Raw genomic sequence first — 22,043 nt, 5'->3', positions numbered from 1 at the left:
GCGAGAAGATGCGGCGATCAGAGCCTGACGGGCGCGACCGAGTGGCGGTTGATAAGGGTCGGGGTGTAGATCCGGCTCTGCACCGTCTCGCTCTCCCCGGCGGCGAGTTGCAACGCCAGTTTGGCGGCCTGAGCGGCCATGAGTTCGATGGGATAGCGCATGGTGGATAGCTTGGGTCTCAGGTATCTGGCATAGATGATGTCATCGAAGCCCACCACAGAGACCTCTTCCGGCACCTTGAGGCCGTTGTCCGCCAGCACCGAGATGGCCCCTGCCGCCATGGCGTCGTTGTAGGCCACCACGGCCGTGATGGGCAGCCCCTTGGCCAGCAGGTTGAGCATGGCGCGCTCCCCCCCTTCCTCATTGGGCATGCCGCTCTCCACCAGCTCGGGATCGGCGCTCAAACCCGCCTCGGCCAGGGCATCCTGATAACCCTGATGGCGCAGCAGGGCATCCTCGATGGCGTGATCCGAACTGAGGAAGGCGATGTGACGGTGCCCCAGCTCCAGCAGATGGCGGGTCGCGGTGGCGGCCCCCTGCCGGTTGTTGAGGGCGATGCAGCGGCCCCGAAGGCTCGGGATGTCGCGGTTGATCAGCACCATGCCGGGGGCTCGCAGGGCGTAGTCGATGAGCTCCTCGTCGCTGAGCGCCTTGCTGTGCACCACCAGCGCCTCGCAGCGCTTGCCGATCAGCAGATCTATGGCTTCCCGCTCCTGCTGGGCGCGGTGAAAACCATTACCCATCAGCAGGTGCAACCCCTGTTCCACCGCCACGGCGGCGACCCCCTTGACCAGGGCTCCGAAGAAGGGATCCGCCACGTCACCGACCACCACCCCCATGGTGTCGCAGGTCTGGCTGACCAGGGCCCGGGCGTTGGCGTTGGGGGTGTAGCCCAGCTCGGCCATGGCCTTCTGCACTACCTCGCGGGAGGCGGCGCTGGCCTTGGGTGAGTTGTTCATCACCCGTGAAACCGTTGCCACCGATACATTGGCCAAACGGGCGACATCCTTGATGGTGCTCATGCTGTTTTCACTTATTTCACGGTTCGATATGGCGCCATTATACCGGGCAATGTCACTGATAACAGGGGGAAAAGCCATGTCGATGCATTTATAACCACACAAACAAGTGTAATCGTTTCCACATATTTGTTAACCAGTTCACAGTTTGTCCGTCAGCCCCTCGGCTAGACTCCTGCTCAGGCTTTCCTTGCGTGAGGCACGAACGGTGGAGAAGAGGATGAGAGTACTGGTGACCGGCGGTTGCGGCTATATCGGCAGCCACACCTGTCTGGCCTTGCAGGCGGCAGGCATGGAGCCCGTGGTGGTGGACAACCTCTGCAACAGCAAGGCCGCCGTGCTGACACGGGTCGCCGCCATCAGCGGGCAGATGCCCAAATTCTATCAGGGGGACATCCGTGATCCTGCCCTGCTGGACAGCATCTTCGCCGAGCAGCAGATAGACGCCGTGATCCACTTCGCCGCCCTGAAAGCGGTCGGCGAATCGACCCGGATCCCCCTCGAATATTATGAGAACAACCTGAGCGGCACCCTGGTGCTGCTGCAGGCGATGAAGCGGGCCGGGGTTCACAACCTGGTGTTCAGCTCCTCGGCCACCGTCTACGGCGACCCGGCCAGCACCCCCATCCGGGAAGACTTCCCGCGCAGCGCCACCAATCCCTATGGCCGTTCCAAGCTGATCATCGAGGAGATCCTCGAGGATCTGCAGACTGCCGAACCCCACTGGAGCATGACGCTGCTGCGCTACTTCAACCCGGTCGGTGCCCACGAGTCCGGCACCCTGGGGGAGGATCCCCAGGGCATGCCCAACAATCTCATGCCCTATATCACCCAGGTGGCCATTGGCCGTCGTGACTGTCTCTCGGTCTTTGGAAACGATTACAACACTGTGGACGGCACAGGGGTGCGCGACTATATCCATGTGATGGATCTCGCCGAGGGGCACGTCAAGGCGCTGCACCACTGTGCGGGGCGAGGCGGCGTCCACCCTTACAACCTGGGTACGGGCCAGGGCCAGAGCGTGCTGCAGATGGTGGCGGCGTTCGAGGCGGCATGCGGCCGCCCCCTGCCCTGTCGCATCGAACCCAGACGCCCGGGTGACATCGCCGAATGCTGGGCCGATCCCGCCAAGGCCGAGCGCGAGCTGGGCTGGCATGCCACCCGGGATCTCGCGGCCATGTGCGCCGACAGCTGGCGCTGGCAGTTCGCCAACCCGAACGGTTACGAGGAGTAGGCCTGACGGCCTGCCCGTTACGATTTTCTCAACTCATTGATTGGAGTGATGATGTTCAACCCTGTTGATCACCCCCACCGCCGTTTCAACCCGCTGACCGGCCAATATGTGCTGGTCTCCCCCCACAGGGCCAAGCGCCCCTGGCAGGGTCAGGTCGAAAAAATAAGCCAGGCACCGAGCCAGTCCCACGATCCGGACTGCTTCCTCTGTGCGGGCAACAAGCGCGTCACCGGCGACCAGAATCCCGACTATCAAAAAACCTTCGTCTTCACCAACGACTTCGCCGCCCTGATGCAGGACACCCCGGCCGCCGACAGCCAGCAGGATCCCCTGCTGAAGCTGGAGGCCGCCCGCGGCACCAGCCGGGTCATCTGCTTCTCGCCGGATCACGGCAAGACACTCCCCGAGCTGGCGCTGCCCGCCATAGAAGCGGTGATCACCACCTGGATGAGCCAGGTGGCCGAGCTGTCGAGCCAGTGGGACTGGGTGCAAGTCTTTGAAAACAAGGGCGCCGTCATGGGCTGCTCCAACCCCCATCCCCATGGCCAGCTGTGGGGCAGCGACTTCCTGCCCAACGAGATCGCCCGCGAAGAGCAGCACCAGCGCGACTGGCTGGCCGAACACGGCCGCCCGCTGCTGCTGGACTATGTGGAGCGGGAACTGGCGGACAGATCCCGCATAGTGGTGGAGACCGAACACTGGCTGGCAGTGGTGCCCTTCTGGGCGGCCTGGCCGTTCGAAACCCTGCTGCTGCCCAAGGCCCATGTGCCCTCCCTGCTGGATCTCACCCAGGAGCAGCAAGAGGATCTGGCGGTGGCGCTCAAGGAGCTCACCAGCCGCTACGACAATCTATTCGAGTGCAGCTTCCCCTACTCCATGGGCTGGCACTTCGCGCCGCCCAAGTCGGATTGTCCCGAGGCCTGGCAACTGCACGCCCACTTCTATCCGCCCCTGCTGCGCTCCGCCACGGTACGCAAGTTCATGGTGGGCTTCGAGATGCTGGCCGAAACCCAGCGAGACCTGACCCCGGAACAGGCCGCCGAGCGCCTGCGCTCCCTCTCCCCCGTTCATTACAAAGCCAATGAGGTGACCCCATGACCCCGAGCCAACGCGTCAGCGCCGTGTTTGCCGAGCAGTTTGAGCAACAACCCGACCTGCTGGTGCGCGCCCCCGGTCGCGTCAACCTCATCGGCGAGCACACCGACTACAACGACGGCTTCGTGCTGCCCTGCGCCATCGACTACGAGACCTGTGTCGCCATCGGCCTGCGCAGCGACAACCTGGTGCACGTGATCGCCGCCGACTACGGCAACCAACGGGATCTGTTCGACCTGGACAAGCCCATCACCCATCATCCGGACCAGCGCTGGAGCGACTACATTCGCGGCGTGGTCAAGCATCTGCAAGCCCGTGGCCATGCCCTGCGCGGCCTCAATCTGGTGGTCTCAGGCAACGTGCCCCAGGGGACCGGCCTGTCGTCGTCCGCGTCTCTTGAGGTGGCCATAGGCCAGGCCTTCAAGGAGGCCCTGGGGCTTCACATCAGCCAGGCCGAGATCGCCCTCAACGGCCAGCAGGCGGAGAACCAGTTCGTCGGCTGCAACTGCGGCATCATGGATCAGATGATCTCCGCCAGTGGCAAGCAGGATCACGCCCTGCTGCTGGACTGCCGCTCCCTGGAGACCCGCCTCATCCCCATGCCCGAAGATCTGGCGGTGCTGATCGTCAACTCAAACGTGCGCCGCGGCCTGGTGGACAGCGAATACAACACCCGTCGCCAGCAGTGCGAGACCGCCGCCCGTCACTACGGGGTCAAGGCCCTGCGCGACCTGGATCTGGCCGCGCTGGAAGCGGGCAAGGCCGGGCTGGACGAAGCCTGCTACCGTCGTGCCCGCCACGTGGTGGGGGAGAACGCCCGCACCCTGGCCGCCGCCGAGGCGCTGGCCTCTGGCGATCTGGTGCGCCTCGGCGAGCTGATGGGCCAGTCCCATGCCGCCATGCGGGATGACTTCGAGATCACCGTGCCCGCCATCGACGGCCTGGTGGAGATCATCAAGGCAGAGATCGGTACCCAGGGCGGCGTGCGCATGACAGGGGGTGGCTTCGGTGGCTGCGTGGTGGCCCTGCTGCGCCCGGCGCAGGTGGACGAGGTGATCGCCGTGGTCGAGGCCCAGTACCCGGCCAGGTTTGGCCTCAAGGCGGACTGCTACGTCTGCCGCGCCAGCGCCGGGGCTGGCAGGCTCTAACGGGAAGCAGATGAGTGATAGGTCACTGACCATAGAAACGGGCAAACCATGAAGATATTCGAACTGGAAAACGAGGAGGGGCTGCGCCTGCGCGGCCTCGAATTTGGCGCCACCCTCACCTCCCTCAGCCTGCCGGTAGCGGGCCAGCGCCGTGAAGTGCTGCTGGGCTGCACCGATGAAGCCTATGCCACCCAGCAGGTGTGGCTGGGGGCAGTGGCGGGGCGCTTTGCCAACCGCATCGGCGGCGCCGAGCTGGTGCGAGGAGACGAACGCTGGTCTCTGGACGCCAATCAGGCCCCCCATTGCCTGCATGGCGGACGAGCCGGATTCCATCGTCAGTCCTGGCAGATCAAGGAGCGGGAGGCGGACAGGGTCAGGCTGGCCCTGCTCTCAAGGGCGGGAGATCAGGGCTTCCCCGGCAACCTTCGAGTGACCCTGGAGTACCGGCTGGAGCAGCAGGATCTGGTGGTCGACTTCAGGGCCAGCACGGACGCGCCGACCCCGGTCAGCCTCACCAGCCACGCCTACTTCAATCTCGATGGCCACCAGGGCGGCAGCGATCTGCACTCTGATATTCGCAATCATGCCATCAGCATCAATGCCGATCGCTTCCTGCCCACCGACCAGAGCGGTTTGCCGCTCGCCATCACGCCGGTGGAGGGCCCCTTCGATCTGCGCACCGAACGCCCCATAGGCCAGGCTTGGCTGAGCCACCCCCAACAGCAGCAGGCCAAGGGCTTTGATCACGCCTTTCTGCTGAATGGCCCCGAACGGGCGTGGGCGGCACGGGTGGTCTCAGGGGATAAGCAGCTGGTGATGGAGGTCCATACCAATCAACCCTCTCTGCAGTTCTACACCGGCAACTGGCTGGCCAGCACGCCGGACCGCAGCGGTCGGCCATACCGGGATTACGACGGTTTCTGCCTGGAGGCGCAACAGTTGCCGGACAGCCCGAACCGGCCCGAGCTCGGCGACCCCTGGCTGCTGCCGGGCCAGCTGTATCACCACCAGACCCGTTACCGCCTGATCCCCGCAGGCTAAGACCCCTACCGATCTCCCCCTTCAAAGGGGGAGGCGCTATGACGCCCCTTATGAAGGGGAGAGGTGGGGTTCTTCACCCTCTCTTGCTGACGACAGTCCACCGAACCAACTCAGGAGTCTTGATGAACATGGATGATCACTACCTGGCCGCGCCGGATCGTTACCAGCGCCAGCCCTACAGAGCCGCCGGTCGCCACGGTTTGCGCCTGCCCGGCATAGGCCTCGGCCTCTGGCACAACTTCGGCGCCGGGAGCGATCCCGCCAGGGTGAAGGCCATGGTGCATCAGGCCTTCGATCTGGGGATCACCCACTTCGATCTCGCCAACAACTACGGGCCGCCGCCAGGCTCCGCCGAGATCACCTTCGGCGGCGTGCTCAAACGCAGTCTGGCCCCCTACAGAGACGAGCTCATCATCGCCAGCAAGGCGGGCTATGTGATGTGGGACGGCCCCTACGGCGATGGCGGCAGCGCCAAGTACCTGTTTGCCAGCCTGCACCAGAGCCTGCGCCGGCTCGGGCTCGACTATGTGGACATCTTCTATCACCACAGGCCGGATCCCCGCACCCCGCTGGAGGAGACCTGTCAGGCGCTGGCGCTCATGGTGCGTCAGGGCAAGGCGCTCTACGTCGGCCTCTCCAACTACCCGGCCGAGCTTGCCGCCAGGGCGGCGACCCGGCTGGCGGAGCTGGGCACCCCCTGCCTGGTCAACCAGCTCAAGTACTCCCTGTTCCAGCGCGACATCGAGGCCGAGACGCTGCCGGTCTGCCGCGAGCAGGGAATGGGGGTGGTCGCCTTCTCGCCCCTGGCGGGAGGCCTGCTGAGCGATCGCTACCTGGAGGGGATCCCGGCGGACTCCCGCGCCGCCAGCGCCAGCCCCTTCCTCCAGCCAGACCAGATCACCCCGGACAAGCTGGCCCGCATCCGCGCCCTCCATGCCCTGGCGCAGCAACGAGGCCAACCCCTGTCACAGCTGGCATTGCAGTGGGTGCTTCGCGATCCCGTGGTGAGCTGCGCCCTGATCGGCGCCAGCAGCCCGCAGCAGATAGTGAGCGCGGTCGAGGCCCAGGCCCTGCCGCCATTGGACGAGGCGCTGCAGCAGCAGATCCTGGCGGTGCTGGCATGACGGGCCTATGCCGCTGACCATGTCAGAAGATGACGGAACCAGGGGACTGTCGGCCCCTGCCCCGCGCCGCCCGCAGACAGACGACCCCTGCCGCGCGGCACCTAGCGGGTTCGACGGTCCCTTCCAATAATCTCTGGTTGCTCGCGTGATTTTCCGCCATCATTGGCCGCCCCGACCCTGATCGGGGCTGATTTTATCCGGACCCATCAACCAAGAGATCTGTACCATGACCGAATCCTACGCCCTGTTTGTGGCCTTCGTGCTGGGCATAGTGGAAGGCCTGACCGAGTTTCTGCCCGTTTCCTCCACCGGCCACATGATCATCGTCGGCCACCTGCTCGGTTTCGAAGGCCCCAAGGCCGCCACCTTCGAGGTGGTGATCCAGCTGGGCTCCATCCTGGCTGTGGTCGTCATGTTCTGGCGCCGGCTGTTCGGCCTCATCGGCATCCATTTTGGTCAGAAACCGGCACCTGGGCATGCCACCCTCTCCCTGGTGCACATCATCCTCGGCATGCTGCCCGCCGTGCTCATCGGGCTGGCCATCCACAGCTGGATCAAGGCCCATCTGTTTGGCCCTGAAACCGTGATGTATGCCCTGGTGGCCGGCGGCATACTGCTCATCATCGCCGAGAAGTTCCGCCCAGCCGTCACCGCCGAGACACTGGACGACATCAGCTACAAGCAGGCGTTCGGCATAGGCCTGTTCCAGTGCCTGGCGCTCTGGCCCGGTTTCTCCCGCTCCGGCGCCACCATCAGCGGCGGCATGCTGATGGGCATCAGCCGCCATGCGGCGGCCGAATTCTCCTTCATCATGGCGGTGCCCATGATGATGGCGGCCAGCGGACTGGACCTCTACAAGAGTCGCGACTTCCTCTCCATGGCCGACTTCCCCATGTTTGCGGTGGGCTTCGTCACCGCCTTCGCGGTCGCCATGGTCGCCATCAAGACCTTCCTGGCGCTGATCCGTCGCCTCGACTTCATCCCGTTCGCCATCTACCGCTTCGTGGTGGCCTTCGCCGTCTACCTGGTATTTGTGGCCTGATCCCGAGGGATTGCCTGATGAAAAAAGGGACCGTTAAGGTCCCTTTTTCTATTGCTGCCCGCACTCAATAGAGGCGATGGCTGATGCCGTTGAGCAGCCGCGACAATCCCTTGGTGAAGTGGACGGGTGCGTCCTGCACCGTGTAGCAGAGGCAGCCGTCCGGGGTGTGCGGGCTGTGGGCGTGACTGGCGTCGCGCCAGATGAAGTCCCCCGCCTGATAGCAGATGTCCCCCTCCTGCATGTTGCCTGCCAGCAGCAGGGTCAGCTCATAGCCCTTGTGGGTATGCTCGGGGATGCGGCCACCGGCCTCGATGTGGAGCAGGCTGGCGCGAGCCCCCATCTCGTCGAGCGGCAGGCTGTGCTGGCGAATGGCGCCCACATGGCGCCACTTGGGCGCATGGTGGCGGGCAAGCACCCGTGGCAGCCGGTAGGATTGGCCCGCGACCCGCAACTCGGGGGCCGGCCGCACCTGCTGCGCTAGCTCGGCCACGGTCGCCACGGGTTGTTGCAGTATCTCCGCCAGCATGGCGTCGAGCCCGGCCGGCAGCCCCTGGTCCGGCGCGGCCGGCGCCAGGAGCTGGTTCGCCAGCTCGGCCTCAAGGGTCTGTACCTGGGCGGCACACTCGGGGCAGAGCTCGCAATGGGCAGAGACACCGACGGCCAGCGGCAGGGGCAACTCGTCGGCGGCGAAGGCCCGCAACATGAGTTCGGTCGGATGGGTCTTAATCATGGCCTTGCTCCACTTGCTCTTTCAGTTTCTGTAATGCCAGCCGGAGGCGGGACTTGATGGTCCCGAGCGGGACGCCTAGCCTGTCGGCCAGCTCCTGCTGGGAAAACTCCTGCAGATAGATGCCGCGCACCACCTGTTGTTGCGGCTCCGGCAGGGTGGCGAGGTAATCTGCCATCTGGCGGGTCAGCACGGCGTCCTCCCCGCCGCTCAGGTGCTCCTCTTCCGCCCTGAACTCCAGCAGGGGCCACAGCTCCTCGGCGCAGAGATCCTCCTTGCTGGCGCGACGGCGCCGCAGCATGTCGAAACTCTGGTTGCGCATGACGGTATAGATCCAGGTGGTCGGCGCCCCCTTCTCGGGGTGATAGAGGCGAGCCTTCTGCCACACCAGCAGCATGGTCTCCTGCACCAGCTCGAGGGCGTTGGCCTCGCTGCCGAGGTGGCGCATCCCATAGCTGCGGATGCGCGGCGCGAAGTGGTGGAACAGGGTGGCGAAGGCGACCTTGTCGCCATGTTCGGCCACCCGAATGAGAAGAGACGTCAGATCGCCATCTGGGTTGTCCATGGGGGGCGATATCCTGCGTGGAGCCGATTGTGGTTGGCCAGTATATGCCATTGCGCCATCCCTTGAGTGTTGCTGTCATCACCATTACGACGGGCGGGGCAAAAGGATCACCGGGGACGGGAATTCAGTGGCTCGCGACCAGCAGGCCACTCAGCAGGGAGAGGGCGGGCTGGTTATCCTTGGCCGCAACCAGCCACTGCTTCTGCTCCACCGGGATGGGCAGTACCTCCAGCCAACGCTGGGCTACCCAGCTGGCGTCGTCCCAGTCGGGCTCGGGGTAGAGGGCAGCGTATTCCGGGTAGTCGTTGAACACATCCTGCAGCGCCTTGGCCAGGGTGTGCTGGTCGGCCTTGAGCCGGCCGCTCTGCCAGGGGGGCAGCGGCTCCACCTCACCCACCCGCAGGCCGTCAGGCTCCTGCCACAGATCGACTATCCTGACCCGCTCCACCCCGAGCACTGTGATGCCGAGCAGACCGTCCGGCAGCAGATCGAAATCGATGATCCGCACCCGGGTGGCGATGGGATACATGTTGCGCATGGCCTCGGGCTGGCGGGGGTCCAGCATGCAGAGCGCAAACTCCCGCTCCCGCACCTCGGCAATCATGCGCTGATACCTGGGCTCGAAGATGCGCAGCGGCATTATGCCGCCGGGCAGCAGGTGGGCGGAGAGTGGAAACAGCACCAGTGTCATCGGGATCGTCCTCTAGCGACTTCCTCTAAGGATACGACCGCCGGACGACGCGGGATCATTCAGACCAAATTGGAATAAATAACCCCTTAACAATCAGGGGAAAATAGCCTGGACAAGCCGCTTCGATATGCAGTAGAAATGGATAACCACCACTTATTCAAATCAATATTCTGCAATGTGGTGAAAAACGCAGTGAAATATCCGCCACCCCAAGGGGGTCGGGCCATTCCTATAGTTTTCTCGGCCCGATGCGGGTAAAATTCACGCCCTTATCCAGTCAGTCATTTTTCGACGCGCAACCTCGGTGGTCAGTTATGAAAGAGCATATTCATCATCTACTTGAACAAACGGTAGCCAATCTCAAGTCCGCGGGCGTCTTGCCGGCCGACCTGGAAGCCCGGGTGCAAGTAGACCGATGCAAGGAGAAGGCTCACGGCGACCTGGCCACCAACCTGGCCATGCTGCTGGCCAAACCGGCCCGCAAGAACCCCCGTGAGCTGGCCGCTGCCATCATAGAGCACCTGCCCGCCTCCGATCTGATCGCCAAGGTCGAGATCGCCGGTCCCGGCTTCATCAACTTCTTCTTCGACCCGAGCTGGCTGGCCGGTCAGGTGGAAGCCATGGTGACCAGTGCCAACGCCAACGTGAAGCTGCCGACCCCGCAAACCGTGGTGGTGGACTACTCGGCGCCGAACGTGGCCAAGGAGATGGCGGTGCACCACATCCGCAGCACAGTCCTCGGTGACGTCGCCGCCCGCGCCCTGGAGTTCCTCGGCCACAAGGTGGTGCGTGCCAACCACATCGGCGACTGGGGCACCCAGTTCGGCATGCTGATCGCCTACCTGGAGAAGATGGCCAACGAGCACGCCTCCGACATGGAGCTCAAGGACCTGGAAGCCTTCTACACCCAGGCCAAGCGTCACTACGACGAAGACGAAGCCTTCGCCGAGCGCGCGCGCAACTACGTGGTCAAGCTGCAGGGTGGCGATGAGTACTGCCGCACCATGTGGAAGAAGCTGGTCGACATGACCATGGAGCAGAATCAGCGCAACTACGATCGCCTGAACATCTCCCTGTCCAACAAGGACATAATGGGCGAGTCCATGTACAACGACATGCTGCCCCAGATAGTGGCCGACCTGAAGGCCCGTGGCCTGGCGGTCGAGAGCGAAGGCGCGACCGTGGTCTTCCTCGACGAGTTCAAGAACAAGGATGGCGAGCCCATGGGCGTCATCATCCAGAAGAGCGATGGCGGCTTCCTCTACACCACCACCGACATCGCCTGTGCCAAATACCGTTACGAGAGCCTGGGCGCCGACCGTGTCATGTACTTCATCGACTCCCGTCAGCACCAGCACCTGATGCAGGCCTGGACCATCACCCGCAAGGCGGGCTATGTGCCGGAATCCGTACCGCTTGAGCACCACGCCTTCGGCATGATGCTGGGCAAGGACGGCCGCCCCTACAAGACCCGCTCCGGTGGCACCGTCAAGCTGGTCGATCTGCTGAACGAGGCCGAAGAGCGCGCCAGTGCCCTGCTGGAGAGCCGCAACAGCGATCTCAGCGCCGAAGACAAGGCCAAGGTGGTGCACGCCATCGCCATGGGCGCGGTCAAGTATGCGGATCTCTCCAAGAACCGCACCACAGACTACATCTTCGACTGGGACATGATGCTGTCGTTTGAAGGCAACACTGCCCCTTACCTGCAGTACGCCTACACCCGCATCCAGTCCATCTTCCGCAAGGCGAACATAGATGCCGAGGCCCTGACCGGCCACGTGACCCTGAACGAAGAGGCCGAAGAGGTGCTGGCCCAGAAGCTGATCCAGTTCTCCGACGCGGTCAACGGCGTGGCAGACAAGGGCATGCCGCACCTGCTGTGCACCTATCTGTACGAGCTGTCCGGCAACTTCATGACCTTCTACGAAGCCTGCCCGATCAACAAGGACGGCGTGGACGAAGCGACCCGCAACAGCCGCCTGCTGCTGTGTGCCGCCACCGCCAAGGTGCTCAAGCTGGGCCTGGGCGTGCTGGGCATCCATACCCTGGAGCGCATGTAATAGATGGCGACCCGGGATTACGTCGGCAACAGCCCGAGACGACGGGCCGGTGGTCGTAACATCAAGAAAGCGGCACCTCGCCGCTTTCCTGTTATCCCGGCACTGCTGGCCGGGGCCCTGGTCGTCGGCTTTGGCGCCTTCCTTTACCTGATCAACGGCAAGGGGGCGGATGCCCCCACCATAGAAGAGCAGGTGAAGGCCAACAAACCCAAGGCACAGGGCAATACCCTGCCCCAGGAGAAGTGGAGCTACATAGAGCGGCTGGAGAACAAGCAGGTGGACATCATAGAGCCGCCGCCCCAGCCGGGCGTGCTGCCGCCTCCGCCTGCCGAGACCCTCACCCTGCAACCCGAGAAGCTGCCGCAGCCAGTACCGACCGAGATCCCCCAACCCGGGACCCCCCTAGGTCAGGTGAAGCCCTTCCAGCCGCAACCGGTGCAACCGACCAAGCCGGCCACCGGTGCCCCGGTCGCCAGCGCGCAAGAGCAGGTGATCGACCAGAAGGCAGAGCGTGAGCGGATGGAGCGGGAGATCCGTGCCGAGCTGGAGCGGGAACGCGCCGAGGCAGCCAAGGCCAAGGCGGCGACCCAAACGGCGGCAGCCGACGGCGGTCGCTACATGATGCAGTGTGCCGCGCTGCGCTCGCAGGATTCCGCAGAGTCGCTCAAGGCGCGCATCGCCTTCGGCGCCGGCCTCTCCTCCAGCCTGCAGGTGGTCAATGGCGCCAATGGCACCGTCTACAAGGTGATGGTGGGTCCCTTCAGCGGCAAGGCGGCCGTCGATGCGGCCAACCGCAAGCTGCAGAGCTCAGGCATCAGCGGCTGCATTCCCAAGAAAGGCTAGCCACAGAGCCAATCAAGAAGGGCCGGGGGACAACCCCGGCCCTTCTCCTTTCGACTCCCCTCTCCCTCGCCGGCATGGCCTCCCCCTTTCTCCCGACAACAGGCAGGCTTGAAAAGCCGGTTTGCCATCCCCATCTTTCTTGCCATGCACAGTCCGGCCGTCATTCGGCTCAAGCGAGGTAAGTAAAGTGACTACCATAGTTTCCGTCCGCCGCAACGGCCAGGTCGTGATCGGCGGTGATGGCCAGGTCTCCCTCGGCAACACCGTCATGAAGGGCAACGCCCGCAAGGTTCATCGTCTCTACAACGGCAAGGTGCTGGCAGGTTTTGCCGGCGGCACCGCCGACGCCTTCACCCTGCTCGAGCGCTTCGAAGCCAAACTGCAGGCCCATCAGGGCAACCTGGAACGCGCCGCCGTGGCGCTGGCCAAGGACTGGCGCACCGATCGCGCCCTGCGCCGCCTCGAAGCCCTGCTGGCCGTGGCCGACGAGCACAAATCCTTCATCATCACCGGCAACGGTGACGTGGTGCAGCCGGAGCATGACCTGATCGCCATCGGCAGCGGCGGCAACTTCGCCCAGTCCGCCGCCATCGCCCTGCTGGAAAACACCGAGCTGGATGCCAGGACCATAGTCGAGAAGTCCCTCAAGATTGCGGGCGACATCTGCGTCTTCACCAACGGCAACCACACCATCGAAGTGCTGGACTACAGCGCCAAGTAAGGGCGCCCGTCAGCCAACTCATTCTCCAAGGGGTGGGCCCTGCCCGCCCCGGATACAGGAACTCCATCATGTCCGAGATGACCCCGAGAGAAATCGTCCACGAGCTGGACAGACACATCATCGGTCAGGCCGATGCCAAGCGTGCGGTGGCCGTGGCCCTGCGCAACCGCTGGCGCCGGATGCAGCTCAGCGAAGAGATGCGCCATGAAGTGACCCCGAAAAACATCCTGATGATAGGCCCGACCGGGGTCGGCAAGACCGAGATCGCCCGTCGTCTGGCCAAGCTCGCCAACGCCCCCTTCATCAAGGTGGAAGCGACCAAGTTCACCGAAGTGGGCTATGTGGGCAAGGAAGTGGACAGCATCATCCGCGATCTCACCGATGTCGCCATCAAGCTGGTGCGCGAGACCGAGATGGAGAAGATGAAATACCGCGCCGAGGAAGCCGCCGAGGAGCGCATCCTCGACGCCCTGCTGCCGAATCCGCGCAACAGCTGGGGCGAGGAGGAGAAGGCCGACAACTCCAACACCCGCCAGATCTTCCGCAAGAAACTGCGGGAAGGTCAGCTGGATGACAAGGAGATAGAGCTGGATCTCGCCGCCACCCCCATGGGCGTCGACATCATGACCCCGCCGGGCATGGAAGAGATGGCCAACCAGCTGCAGGGGCTGTTCCAGAACCTCGGCCAGCAGCAGAAGAAGAAGCGCAAGATCAAGGTCAAAGAGGCCATGAAGGCGCTGATCGAAGAGGAAGCGGCCCGTCTGGTCAACCCGGAAGAGCTGAAGCAGAAGGCCATTGCCGCGGTCGAGAACAACGGCATCGTCTTCCTCGACGAGATCGACAAGATCTGCAAGCGCGGCGAGAGCTCGGGCCCCGATGTCTCCCGTGAAGGGGTACAGCGTGACCTGCTGCCGCTGGTCGAGGGTTGCACCGTCAACACCAAGCACGGCATGGTCAAGACAGATCACATACTGTTCGTCGCCTCCGGCGCCTTCCAGGTGGCCCGTCCGTCGGATCTCATCCCCGAGCTGCAGGGTCGCCTGCCGATCCGGGTCGAGCTGACCGCACTGACTACCCATGATTTCGAGCGGATCCTGACCGAGCCGAACGCCTCCCTGACCGATCAGTACCAGGCGCTGATGGCCACCGAAGGGGTCAAGATCGAGTTCACCCAGGACGGCATCCGCCGTCTGGCCGAGGCGGCCTGGCAGGTCAACGAGCGCACCGAGAACATAGGTGCCCGCCGTCTGCACACAGTGATGGAGCGGCTGATGGAAGACATCTCCTACGACGCCTCCGAGAAGTCCGGCGAGACCTTCGTCATCGACACCGACTACGTCAACGCCCACCTCGGCGCCCTGATCGAGGACGAGGATCTGAGCCGCTATATTCTGTAAGCTCGCCGCCTCCCGTTAGACAAACGCCTCCCTTCGCGGAGGCGTTTTTGTATGCGTTTCTGCTCAGGCTCAGGCGCTGACCAGCATCCCCTCCCGGCGGCGACCCACCAGCCAGAACGCCAGACCAATCAGCAAGGCGCTCAGGGCGAAGAGGGCCCGGGTGCCGAACACCAGCTCGCTGGCCAGGGTCAGACCCTGCTCTCCCACCAGGGCGGCGAACAGGCCGCCGAGCCCGGCCACCCCGGTCAGCTGGCCCAGATTGCGCGACAGGGTCAGCAGACCGGCCACGGCGCCCCGGGTCTGCTCACTCGCCTCCCCCACCACGGCACTGTTGTTGGCAGTCTGGAACAGGGCATAGCCGGCGGTCAGCAGCAGTATGGGCAGCAGGTAGCCGAGCGGGCCGAACTGCCCCGCCGCCCCGGCCAGGCCGAGGGCCGCAGCCCCCATGACTGCCAGCCCCAGCCGGACCACCTGCCGCGCCCCCAGCCTGTCCACCAGCCAGCCGGCGGGCATGCCCGTCAGGGCCGCCAGCAGGGGCCCGCCCGATATCATCAGGCCGACAGTCCCGAGACTGAGACCGAAGACGCCCCTCAGGTAGAAGGGGCCTATGAGCAGGGTCAGCACCATGACGCTGGCCACCAGGGCGCTGGCGACAAGGCCGTTGCCAAGCCCCGGGGCCCCCAGCAGCGCCAGCGGCAACAGGGGCACGGGGGCGCGGCGCTCGCGGCGAACGAACGAGGCCGTGACCAGCAGGGCCCCCGCCCCCCACCAGAGGGCCAGGGCGCCCCCCAGAGTCAGCGCCAGGCCGTAGCAGAGCAGGGCCGCCACCAGCAGTGACAGGCTCGCGAGGTTCATCCTCTCTTGTTGTGGCGAGGAGCCGTCCCGAGGCAGACCGAGCCGGGCACAGCCCAGCGCCAGCAGGCTGAGGGGCACCAGCAGCAGGAAGGGGGCCTGCCAGCCAAAGCCGGCCGTCAGCAGGCCGCCAAAGGAGGGGCCGAGCGCAGTGCCGCAGGCCGACAGGGTACCGAGCAGCCCCATGCCCCAACCCCGCCGCGCCGGTGGCACCAGCTGGCCCACCATGGCCAGCGCCAGGGAGAGCATGCAGGCCGCAGCGACCCCCTGCAGGGCACGGGCCGCGATCAGCCAGCCTATGGTCGGCGCCAGGGCGCACAGCAACGAGGCCAGCGCAAAGAGCCCCAGCCCCAGGAGCAGCAGGCGATGCCGACCGAACCTGTCCCCCAGTCGGCCGGCCACCACAGTCAGGCAGGTGATCCCCAGCAGATAGGCCACCAGCACCCACTGCAGGCTGGCAAAGGGCACTGCAAAGGCCTGCCCCAGGGCGGGCAGCACCATGTTGGCCAGGCTGCCCCCCAACATGGGCAGCAGGGTGGCGAGGCCGAGTGCCAGCAGGCCGAGACGGCGAGCGGCAGGGGTCGGGAGGGGCTTGGGTTCTGACATGGCACTGTCTCCGGCAGAGGATGATGCCACAAGGCTAGCGGGGAGCATGAGTTGGCGGAAGACGCACGACTTGCAGCTTATAGCTGCACCAGACGCCATATGAAGATCAGGGTTCTCGCGTATGATGAAGCCAACCGACCGTCATGGGTCATCACTCGGGATCCCCGGCTCGGCGAGGGCAATGCCATGAACACCCCCGACTTCAATCTGCTGCTGACCCTGGATGCCCTGCTGGACGAGGGCAGCGTGGCCGGTGCCGCCAGACGACTCTCCTTGAGCCCCTCCGCCATGAGCCGGGCCCTGGCCAGGCTGCGGGAGACCACGGGTGACCCCCTGCTGGTCAGGGCGGGCCGGGGCCTGGTGCCCACGCCGCGTGCCCTGGCCCTGCGCGCCCAGGTCAGCCAGCTGGTGCAGGACGCGCACGCCGTGCTGCGCCCCCAGCAGGAGATAGACCCGGCCCGGCTGGTGCGCACCTTCCGCCTGAGATCCAGCGACGGCTTCGTGGAGTCGGTCGGCCCTGCCCTGCTGGCCCGGCTCGCCGCCGAGGCCCCCGGGGTCAGGCTGCACTTTCTGGCCAAACCCGACAAGGGGAGCCACCCCCTGCGCAGCGGCGAGCTGGATTTCGAAACCGGCGTCATAGGCGCAGAGACGGCACCCGAGCTGCGCACCCAGGCGCTGTTTCAGGACCACTTCGTCGCCGTGGTGCGTCCGGGCCACCCCCTGTGCGAGGGCCCCCTGACCGCCCCCCGCTATGCCGCCGCCCGCCACATACTGGTGTCACGGCGCGGGCTGGAGCAGGGCCCCATAGACGAGGCCCTGGCGCACCTCGGGCTGACACGCGAGGCGGCGACCCTGGTCCCCGGCTTTGCCACTGCCCTGGCCCTGGTGCGGGGCAGCGACCTGGTGGCGACGGTTCCCGAGCGGCACTGCTCCGCCCTGCACACCGATCTGGTGACCCTGCCCCTGCCCTTCCCGCTGGCAGGGATCAGGGTCGCCCTAATCTGGCACCCCAGTCAGGACGCCGACCCGGCTCACCGCTGGCTGCGCGCCCTCATCCGCGAGACCTGCGCCCAGGCCCCCTATGGAGGGGACACCAGAGACAGCTGATCCCCCTGGCGGCAGGCAAATCCACCTCCTGACCGCCCGGGGAGCACGGTGCGGCCGCCCGGAATTCCGAGGGCTTTGGCCCGCTGTACCCGCCTTTTCCCTCCGTCACACAGAGCCGCGAGGCGCCGCTCACACTTGTTCAAAAAAAGATCGGCCCGCCCCTTCCTTCGATTTTATACAAGCGTATAATTCAGATCAAAATCTGTGCAACAGGAGCGCTGTTAGATGCACCCCACTCGTCAAAAACTGCTCGATACGGGCCTGGCGATCGCCACCGACAAGGGATTGCGCGGCCTCACTGTGCGCGAGCTGGCGGCGGCGGCCGAGGTCAATCTCGGCACCTTCGTCTATCACTTTGGCAACCGCGACGCCTTCATCGACGAGCTGGTGGAGCTCTGGTACGCCCCCCTCTTTGATGAGCTCAAGGCGGTGGCTGCCCGCGGCACCTACCCCTCTGCCCTCGCGACCTTCGAGGCCACCATGGTGGCGGTGATCGCCCTGGTGGCGCGCCAGCGCAGCTTCATCAATCACCTGTTTGGCGATGCCCTGGCCGGCGAGCGCGCGGCCCAGCGCTTTCTGCTGAGCCTGCCGCGCCGCCACCCCCTGCTGCTGCTCGAGCAGGTGCGCAACGCGCAGGCGGAGGGCTCCCTGGTGGCGGGCAATCCGTTGCAGCTGATGATCTTCATCATGGGCTCCGTCGGTCTGCCCCTGGTGATCGCCGGTGGTGGTCGCCAGCTCGGCTGGCTGCCCCCGGAGGCGGCGCCGTTTTTGTCCCAGATAGACAATCCCGAGGCCGCCCGGCAACGCCTGACGTGGGCCCTGCGCGGCCTGCGCCGCCCCGAAGGAGATCCCGCATGAAACAACCCATCGCCATTCTGGCCCTGCTGCTGTCCCTGCTCAGTGGCTACCTCGGGTGGCAGGGCCGCCCCGAAGGAGATCCGACATGAAACAACGCATCGCCATCCTGGCAGTGCTGCTGGCCCTGATCGGCGGCTACCTCTGGTGGCAGGGCCGCCCGGCCGACGGCTCCATCCTCTACGGCAACGTCGACATCCGCGATGTGAACCTGGCGTTCAGGGTCGGCGGCAGGGTCAGCGAGGTGCTGGTCGATGAGGGGGATAGCGTAAAAGCAGGCCAATTGCTGGCCCGCCTCGATCCCGTGCCCCTCGCCCACCAGCGCGACAGCGCCCGAGCCAATCTGGCCGCGATCGAAGCGGCCAACGCCTTGGTGCACAAGGGGTATCGCAGCGAAGAGCGCGATCGGGCACGGGCCGAACTGGCCGCCGCCGAGGCGGCTGCGCTCGAGGCAGAGCAGCAGTGGCGTCGCCAGAGTGCGCTGGCGGCGACCGGTGCCATCTCCCGTGGTCAGCTCGACAGCGCCCGCTCCCAGCGGGATCAGACCCAGGCCCAGGTGCGCTCCGCACGCGAGCAGCTCGGCCAGCTCGAGACCGGTTATCGCCCCGAAGAAATTGCCCAGTCCGATGCCCAGCTGCAAGGGGCCAAAGCGGCGCTGGCCAGTGCCGAACTGGCGCTCGCCGACGCCGTGCTGACAGCCCCGAGCGACGGCATCCTCCTCACCCGCGCCATCGAGACCGGCAGCATGGTGCAGCCGGGAGCCACCGCCTTCAACCTCTCACTGACCGCGCCTGTCTGGGTACGCGCCTATGTGGAGGAGCCCTGGCTAGGCCACTTCCCGAGCGGCGCCAAGGTGACCCTTATTACCGACTCAAGGCCGGACAAGCCCTATCAGGGGGTGGTGGGCTTTGTCTCCCCTACCGCCGAGTTCACCCCCAAATCGGTGGAGACGCCGGATCTTCGCACCCACCTGGTCTACCGGCTGCGCATAGTGGTGCAGGATCCTGACTCTGCACTGCGCCAGGGGATGCCGGTCACCGTCAGGCTGCAGCCATGAACGCCGCCATCCAGCTCGCCGGGCTCACCAAGTGCTTCGGCGATCGGGTGGCCCTCAACGCCATCTCGGCCACCATTCCGAGCGGCGGCATCACGGGCCTGGTGGGGCCGGACGGAGCTGGCAAGAGCACACTGCTGCGCCTGCTGGCCGGCCTGCTGGTACCGGAGGCCGGGGAAATCCGGGTGCTGGGGCTGGATCCGGTACGCGAGGGGGATGCCCTGCGTCAGCGGCTCGGCTACATGCCCCAGCAGTTCGGGCTCTACGAGGATCTCAGCGTGCAGGAGAACCTCAACCTCTATGCTGACTTGCGCGGGGTGCTGGAGCCAGAGCGCAGCCCCACCTTCGAGCGCCTGCTCGCCTTCACCGATCTCGCCCGCTTCACCGCACGGCCGGCGGGCAAGCTGTCGGGGGGGATGAAGCAGAAGCTCGGGCTGGCCTGCGCCCTGCTCGGCACCCCGGACGTGCTGCTGCTCGACGAGCCCGGGGTCGGGGTCGATCCCATCTCCCGCCGCGCCCTCTGGAAGATGGTGCGCGAGCTGGCCCAGGGAGGCATGACGGTGCTCTGGAGCACAGCCTACCTCGATGAGGCCGAGCTGTGCGACCACGTGCTGCTGATGGCGGACGGCGAGGTGCGCACCAGCGGCACCCCGGCGACACTCATGGGGGCCATGGCGAGCCGCTGCTGGTTGCTGGAAGCCGGAGAACTGGACGGCCGGGAGCGGCGCGCCTTGCTACGCCGCGCCCTGGCCCACCCGGCGGTGATGGACGGCACTGTGGCGGGGGAGCGGGTGCGTCTGCTGCTGCACCCGGGAATGACGCCCCCGCCGCTGGCAGAACTGCAACTGACCAACGGCGCCTTTCAACCGGCCCCGCCCCGGCTGGAGGATGCCTTTATCGATCTGCTGGGGGGCGGCCCGGGTGGGGAATCCAGCCTGGCGCAGCTGATGCGCGAGGCCAGCCTGCCCGAGGGGGTCTCCCAGGAGACGGTGATCGAGGCTCGCCGCCTCACCAAGCGTTTCGGCGATTTCACCGCCACCGACGACGTCAGCTTCGCGGTGCGCCGGGGGGAGATCTTCGGCCTGCTCGGCCCCAACGGCGCAGGCAAGTCCACCACCTTCAAGATGGAGTGCGGCCTGCTGCGCCCAAGCAGCGGGCAGGCGCTGGTGACCGGCATCGATCTGGCCCGCAGCCCCTCGGCGGCGCGTCAGCACCTCGGCTACATGGCCCAGAAGTTCTCCCTCTACAAGCAGCTCACCGTGGCCCAGAACCTGTCGTTCTTCGCCGGCATCTACGGCCTGTTCGGTCGCCAGCAGCAGACGCGCATCGACGCTATGGTGAAGGCGTTCGCCCTCGGCCCCTGGCTCGGCCAGCAGACGGAATCCCTGCCCCTTGGCCTGCGCCAGCGCCTGTCCCTCGCCTGCGCCCTGCTCCACGAGCCGCCGCTGCTGTTCCTCGACGAGCCCACCTCGGGGGTCGATCCTGTGACCCGGCGGGAGTTCTGGTCCCACATCAACGCCCTGGCCGATCACGGGGTCACAGTGCTGGTCACCACCCACTTCATGGACGAGGCGGAGTATTGCGACCGCATCGCTCTCATCTACCGCGGTCGCCTGCTGGCGCTCGGCACCCCGGACGAACTCAAGGCCAGTGCCGCCGGAGGCGCCACCCTCTCCCTGCCAACCTCTTCATTACCAACGATGGAAGAGGCCTTTATCACGCTAGTCGAGCAGGCCAGTGAGGAGGACGCATGAGCATCAACCGCCGCCGTCTGCTGGCCCTGTGCCACAAGGAGTCCCTGCAAATAGTGCGCGACCCCAGCAGCATCCTGATCGCCTTCATCATGCCCGTGGTGCTGCTGGTGGTGATGGGCTACGCCATCAACCTGGATGTGGACCACCTGCGACTCGGCATCTGGCGCACCGACGGCGGCGCCCCGGCCATCCGCCTCGAACAGGCCCTGCGCGGCTCGAACGCCCTTGAGGTGAAGGGCGGTCCGAGCAAGGAGGCGCTGCTCGGCAGCCTGGAGCGCGGCGAGATCCGCGGCCTGCTGGTGATCGACGAGGGGTTCTCCCGTGCCATGGCGGGCCAGGGCGGCGGCACCCCCAGGGTCTTGCTGCTCACCGACGGCTCTGAACCCAACACGGCGAACTTCGTCACCAACTACGTGCAGGGGATCTGGCAGGGGTGGCTCGTCAGGGAGGGCGTCTCTCTGCCGGTGGCGGTGGAGAGCCGCGCCTGGTTCAACCCGGCCCTGGTGAGCCGCAACTTCCTGGTGCCCGGGTCCATCGCCGTGGTGATGACCATCATAGGCGCCCTGCTCACCTCCCTGGTGGTGGCCAGGGAGTGGGAGCGCGGCACCATGGAGGCGCTGCTCGCCACCTCGGTGACCAAGACAGAGCTGCTGCTCTCCAAGCTGTTGCCCTACTACGGGCTCGGTATCGCCGCCATGCTCATCTGCCTGCTCTTCTCGGTAGCCGTGATGGGGGTGCCCTGGCGCGGCTCGCTGATCTCCCTGTTCGTGCTCACCACCCTGTTTCTCGGCAGCGCCCTCGGGCTCGGGCTCTTTCTCTCCACAGTGATGCGCAGCCAGTTCAACGCCGCCCAGGCCGCGCTGACGGCGGCGTTTCTGCCGGCCATGATGCTCTCGGGTTTCGTGTTCGAGATCGCCAGCATGCCACCCCTGCTGCGAGCCATCACCCACCTCATTCCGGCCCGCTACTTCGCGAGCTCGTTGCAGACCCTCTACCAGGCGGGCAACGTGCTCTCCATCCTGCTGGTCAACGGCGTCTGCCTGTTGCTGCTGGCCGCCTTCTGGCTGGCCCTCACCGCCCGCAAGACGCGGCGCACCCTGGAGTAAAC

At 65.7% G+C, this 22,043-nt stretch carries 20 protein-coding genes; 15 read left to right on the top strand and 5 right to left on the bottom strand.

Annotated features, from left to right (window positions below; genetic code table 11):
- Nucleotides 1-17: 17 nt before the first annotated feature.
- Nucleotides 18-1,022 carry a substrate-binding domain-containing protein gene (locus tag AB5Y91_RS05885; RefSeq protein ID WP_163148389.1) on the bottom strand — a complete coding sequence of 335 codons (1,005 nt, stop codon included), beginning with the start codon at nt 1,020-1,022 and terminating at the stop codon, nt 18-20.
- 217 nt (nt 1,023-1,239) lie between these two features.
- On the opposite strand from AB5Y91_RS05885, the gene galE reads away from it, so the two are divergent.
- From galE to bacA, 6 genes are all read left to right on the top strand, one after another.
- The gene (galE, locus tag AB5Y91_RS05880) at nt 1,240-2,253 is read left to right on the top strand and encodes a UDP-glucose 4-epimerase GalE (RefSeq protein WP_368169282.1); all 1,014 of its coding nucleotides are present in this window, start codon (nt 1,240-1,242) and stop codon (nt 2,251-2,253) included.
- A 51-nt stretch (nt 2,254-2,304) separates the two neighbouring features.
- Nucleotides 2,305-3,351 (top strand): UDP-glucose--hexose-1-phosphate uridylyltransferase, encoded by a 1,047-nt coding sequence (locus tag AB5Y91_RS05875; protein ID WP_205598901.1) that lies wholly within the window; start codon nt 2,305-2,307, stop codon nt 3,349-3,351.
- Complete coding sequence (gene galK, locus AB5Y91_RS05870) at nt 3,348-4,496, top strand: galactokinase (RefSeq protein ID WP_163148386.1); 1,149 nt, start codon at nt 3,348-3,350, stop codon at nt 4,494-4,496. The genes AB5Y91_RS05875 and galK overlap by 4 nt, the downstream gene beginning before the upstream one ends.
- A gap of 48 nt (nt 4,497-4,544) precedes the next feature.
- Entirely contained in the window at nt 4,545-5,537 is a 993-nt protein-coding gene (galM, locus tag AB5Y91_RS05865) for a galactose-1-epimerase (protein WP_368169281.1), read from the top strand.
- A gap of 128 nt (nt 5,538-5,665) precedes the next feature.
- On the top strand, nt 5,666-6,661 hold the full coding sequence (locus AB5Y91_RS05860) for an aldo/keto reductase (protein ID WP_368169305.1): 996 nt from the start codon (nt 5,666-5,668) through the stop codon (nt 6,659-6,661).
- A 226-nt stretch (nt 6,662-6,887) separates the two neighbouring features.
- Nucleotides 6,888-7,703, top strand: coding sequence for an undecaprenyl-diphosphate phosphatase (bacA, locus tag AB5Y91_RS05855; RefSeq protein WP_106885514.1), 816 nt, complete (start codon nt 6,888-6,890; stop codon nt 7,701-7,703).
- Nucleotides 7,704-7,767: 64 nt separating this feature from the next.
- Here bacA and AB5Y91_RS05850 read toward each other — a convergent pair whose 3' ends face one another.
- The 3 genes from AB5Y91_RS05850 to AB5Y91_RS05840 form a co-directional block, all read right to left on the bottom strand.
- Entirely contained in the window at nt 7,768-8,433 is a 666-nt protein-coding gene (locus AB5Y91_RS05850; RefSeq protein WP_111910876.1) for a ChrR family anti-sigma-E factor, read from the bottom strand.
- Nucleotides 8,426-8,995, bottom strand: coding sequence for a sigma-70 family RNA polymerase sigma factor (locus AB5Y91_RS05845; protein WP_025328693.1), 570 nt, complete (start codon nt 8,993-8,995; stop codon nt 8,426-8,428). Before AB5Y91_RS05845 ends, AB5Y91_RS05850 begins: the two co-directional genes overlap by 8 nt.
- 124 nt (nt 8,996-9,119) lie before the next feature.
- On the bottom strand, nt 9,120-9,686 hold the full coding sequence (locus AB5Y91_RS05840; RefSeq protein ID WP_111910874.1) for an LON peptidase substrate-binding domain-containing protein: 567 nt from the start codon (nt 9,684-9,686) through the stop codon (nt 9,120-9,122).
- Nucleotides 9,687-10,000: 314 nt separating this feature from the next.
- Here AB5Y91_RS05840 and argS point away from each other — a divergent pair, with 314 nt between their 5' ends.
- The 4 genes from argS (at nt 10,001) to hslU (ending at nt 14,707) form a co-directional block, all read left to right on the top strand.
- Nucleotides 10,001-11,746, top strand: coding sequence for an arginine--tRNA ligase (argS, locus tag AB5Y91_RS05835; protein WP_111910873.1), 1,746 nt, complete (start codon nt 10,001-10,003; stop codon nt 11,744-11,746).
- A 3-nt stretch (nt 11,747-11,749) separates the two neighbouring features.
- A complete protein-coding gene (locus AB5Y91_RS05830) occupies nt 11,750-12,589 on the top strand; it encodes an SPOR domain-containing protein (protein WP_106885511.1) in 840 nt (279 codons plus the stop codon).
- Nucleotides 12,590-12,776: 187 nt separating this feature from the next.
- Complete coding sequence (gene hslV, locus AB5Y91_RS05825) at nt 12,777-13,310, top strand: ATP-dependent protease subunit HslV (protein WP_005340772.1); 534 nt, start codon at nt 12,777-12,779, stop codon at nt 13,308-13,310.
- A gap of 68 nt (nt 13,311-13,378) precedes the next feature.
- Nucleotides 13,379-14,707, top strand: a complete 1,329-nt coding sequence (gene hslU, locus AB5Y91_RS05820; RefSeq protein WP_005328414.1) for an HslU--HslV peptidase ATPase subunit — start codon at nt 13,379-13,381, stop codon at nt 14,705-14,707.
- A gap of 69 nt (nt 14,708-14,776) precedes the next feature.
- On the opposite strand, the gene AB5Y91_RS05815 is transcribed toward hslU, so the two are convergent.
- Nucleotides 14,777-16,165, bottom strand: coding sequence for an MFS transporter (locus tag AB5Y91_RS05815; protein WP_368169280.1), 1,389 nt, complete (start codon nt 16,163-16,165; stop codon nt 14,777-14,779).
- A gap of 186 nt (nt 16,166-16,351) precedes the next feature.
- Between AB5Y91_RS05815 and AB5Y91_RS05810 the strand changes: the two genes are divergently transcribed.
- The 5 genes from AB5Y91_RS05810 (at nt 16,352) to AB5Y91_RS05790 (ending at nt 22,041) form a co-directional block, all read left to right on the top strand.
- Entirely contained in the window at nt 16,352-17,272 is a 921-nt protein-coding gene (locus AB5Y91_RS05810) for a LysR family transcriptional regulator (protein ID WP_368169304.1), read from the top strand.
- Between the two features lie 225 nt (nt 17,273-17,497).
- A complete protein-coding gene (locus AB5Y91_RS05805; RefSeq protein ID WP_368169279.1) occupies nt 17,498-18,130 on the top strand; it encodes a TetR/AcrR family transcriptional regulator in 633 nt (210 codons plus the stop codon).
- 85 nt (nt 18,131-18,215) lie between these two features.
- Nucleotides 18,216-19,184 (top strand): secretion protein HlyD, encoded by a 969-nt coding sequence (gene hlyD / locus AB5Y91_RS05800; RefSeq protein ID WP_368169278.1) that lies wholly within the window; start codon nt 18,216-18,218, stop codon nt 19,182-19,184.
- Nucleotides 19,181-20,935 (top strand): ATP-binding cassette domain-containing protein, encoded by a 1,755-nt coding sequence (locus AB5Y91_RS05795; RefSeq protein ID WP_368169277.1) that lies wholly within the window; start codon nt 19,181-19,183, stop codon nt 20,933-20,935. Before hlyD ends, AB5Y91_RS05795 begins: the two co-directional genes overlap by 4 nt.
- Entirely contained in the window at nt 20,932-22,041 is a 1,110-nt protein-coding gene (locus AB5Y91_RS05790; RefSeq protein WP_368169276.1) for an ABC transporter permease, read from the top strand. The genes AB5Y91_RS05795 and AB5Y91_RS05790 overlap by 4 nt, the downstream gene beginning before the upstream one ends.
- Nucleotides 22,042-22,043 lie beyond the last annotated feature (2 nt).

It is taken from the genome of Aeromonas sp. R4-3, assembly GCF_040908275.1.
Taxonomy (GTDB): Bacteria; Pseudomonadota; Gammaproteobacteria; order Enterobacterales; family Aeromonadaceae; genus Aeromonas; species Aeromonas rivipollensis.
This window is presented reverse-complemented; position numbering and strand designations above follow the sequence as displayed.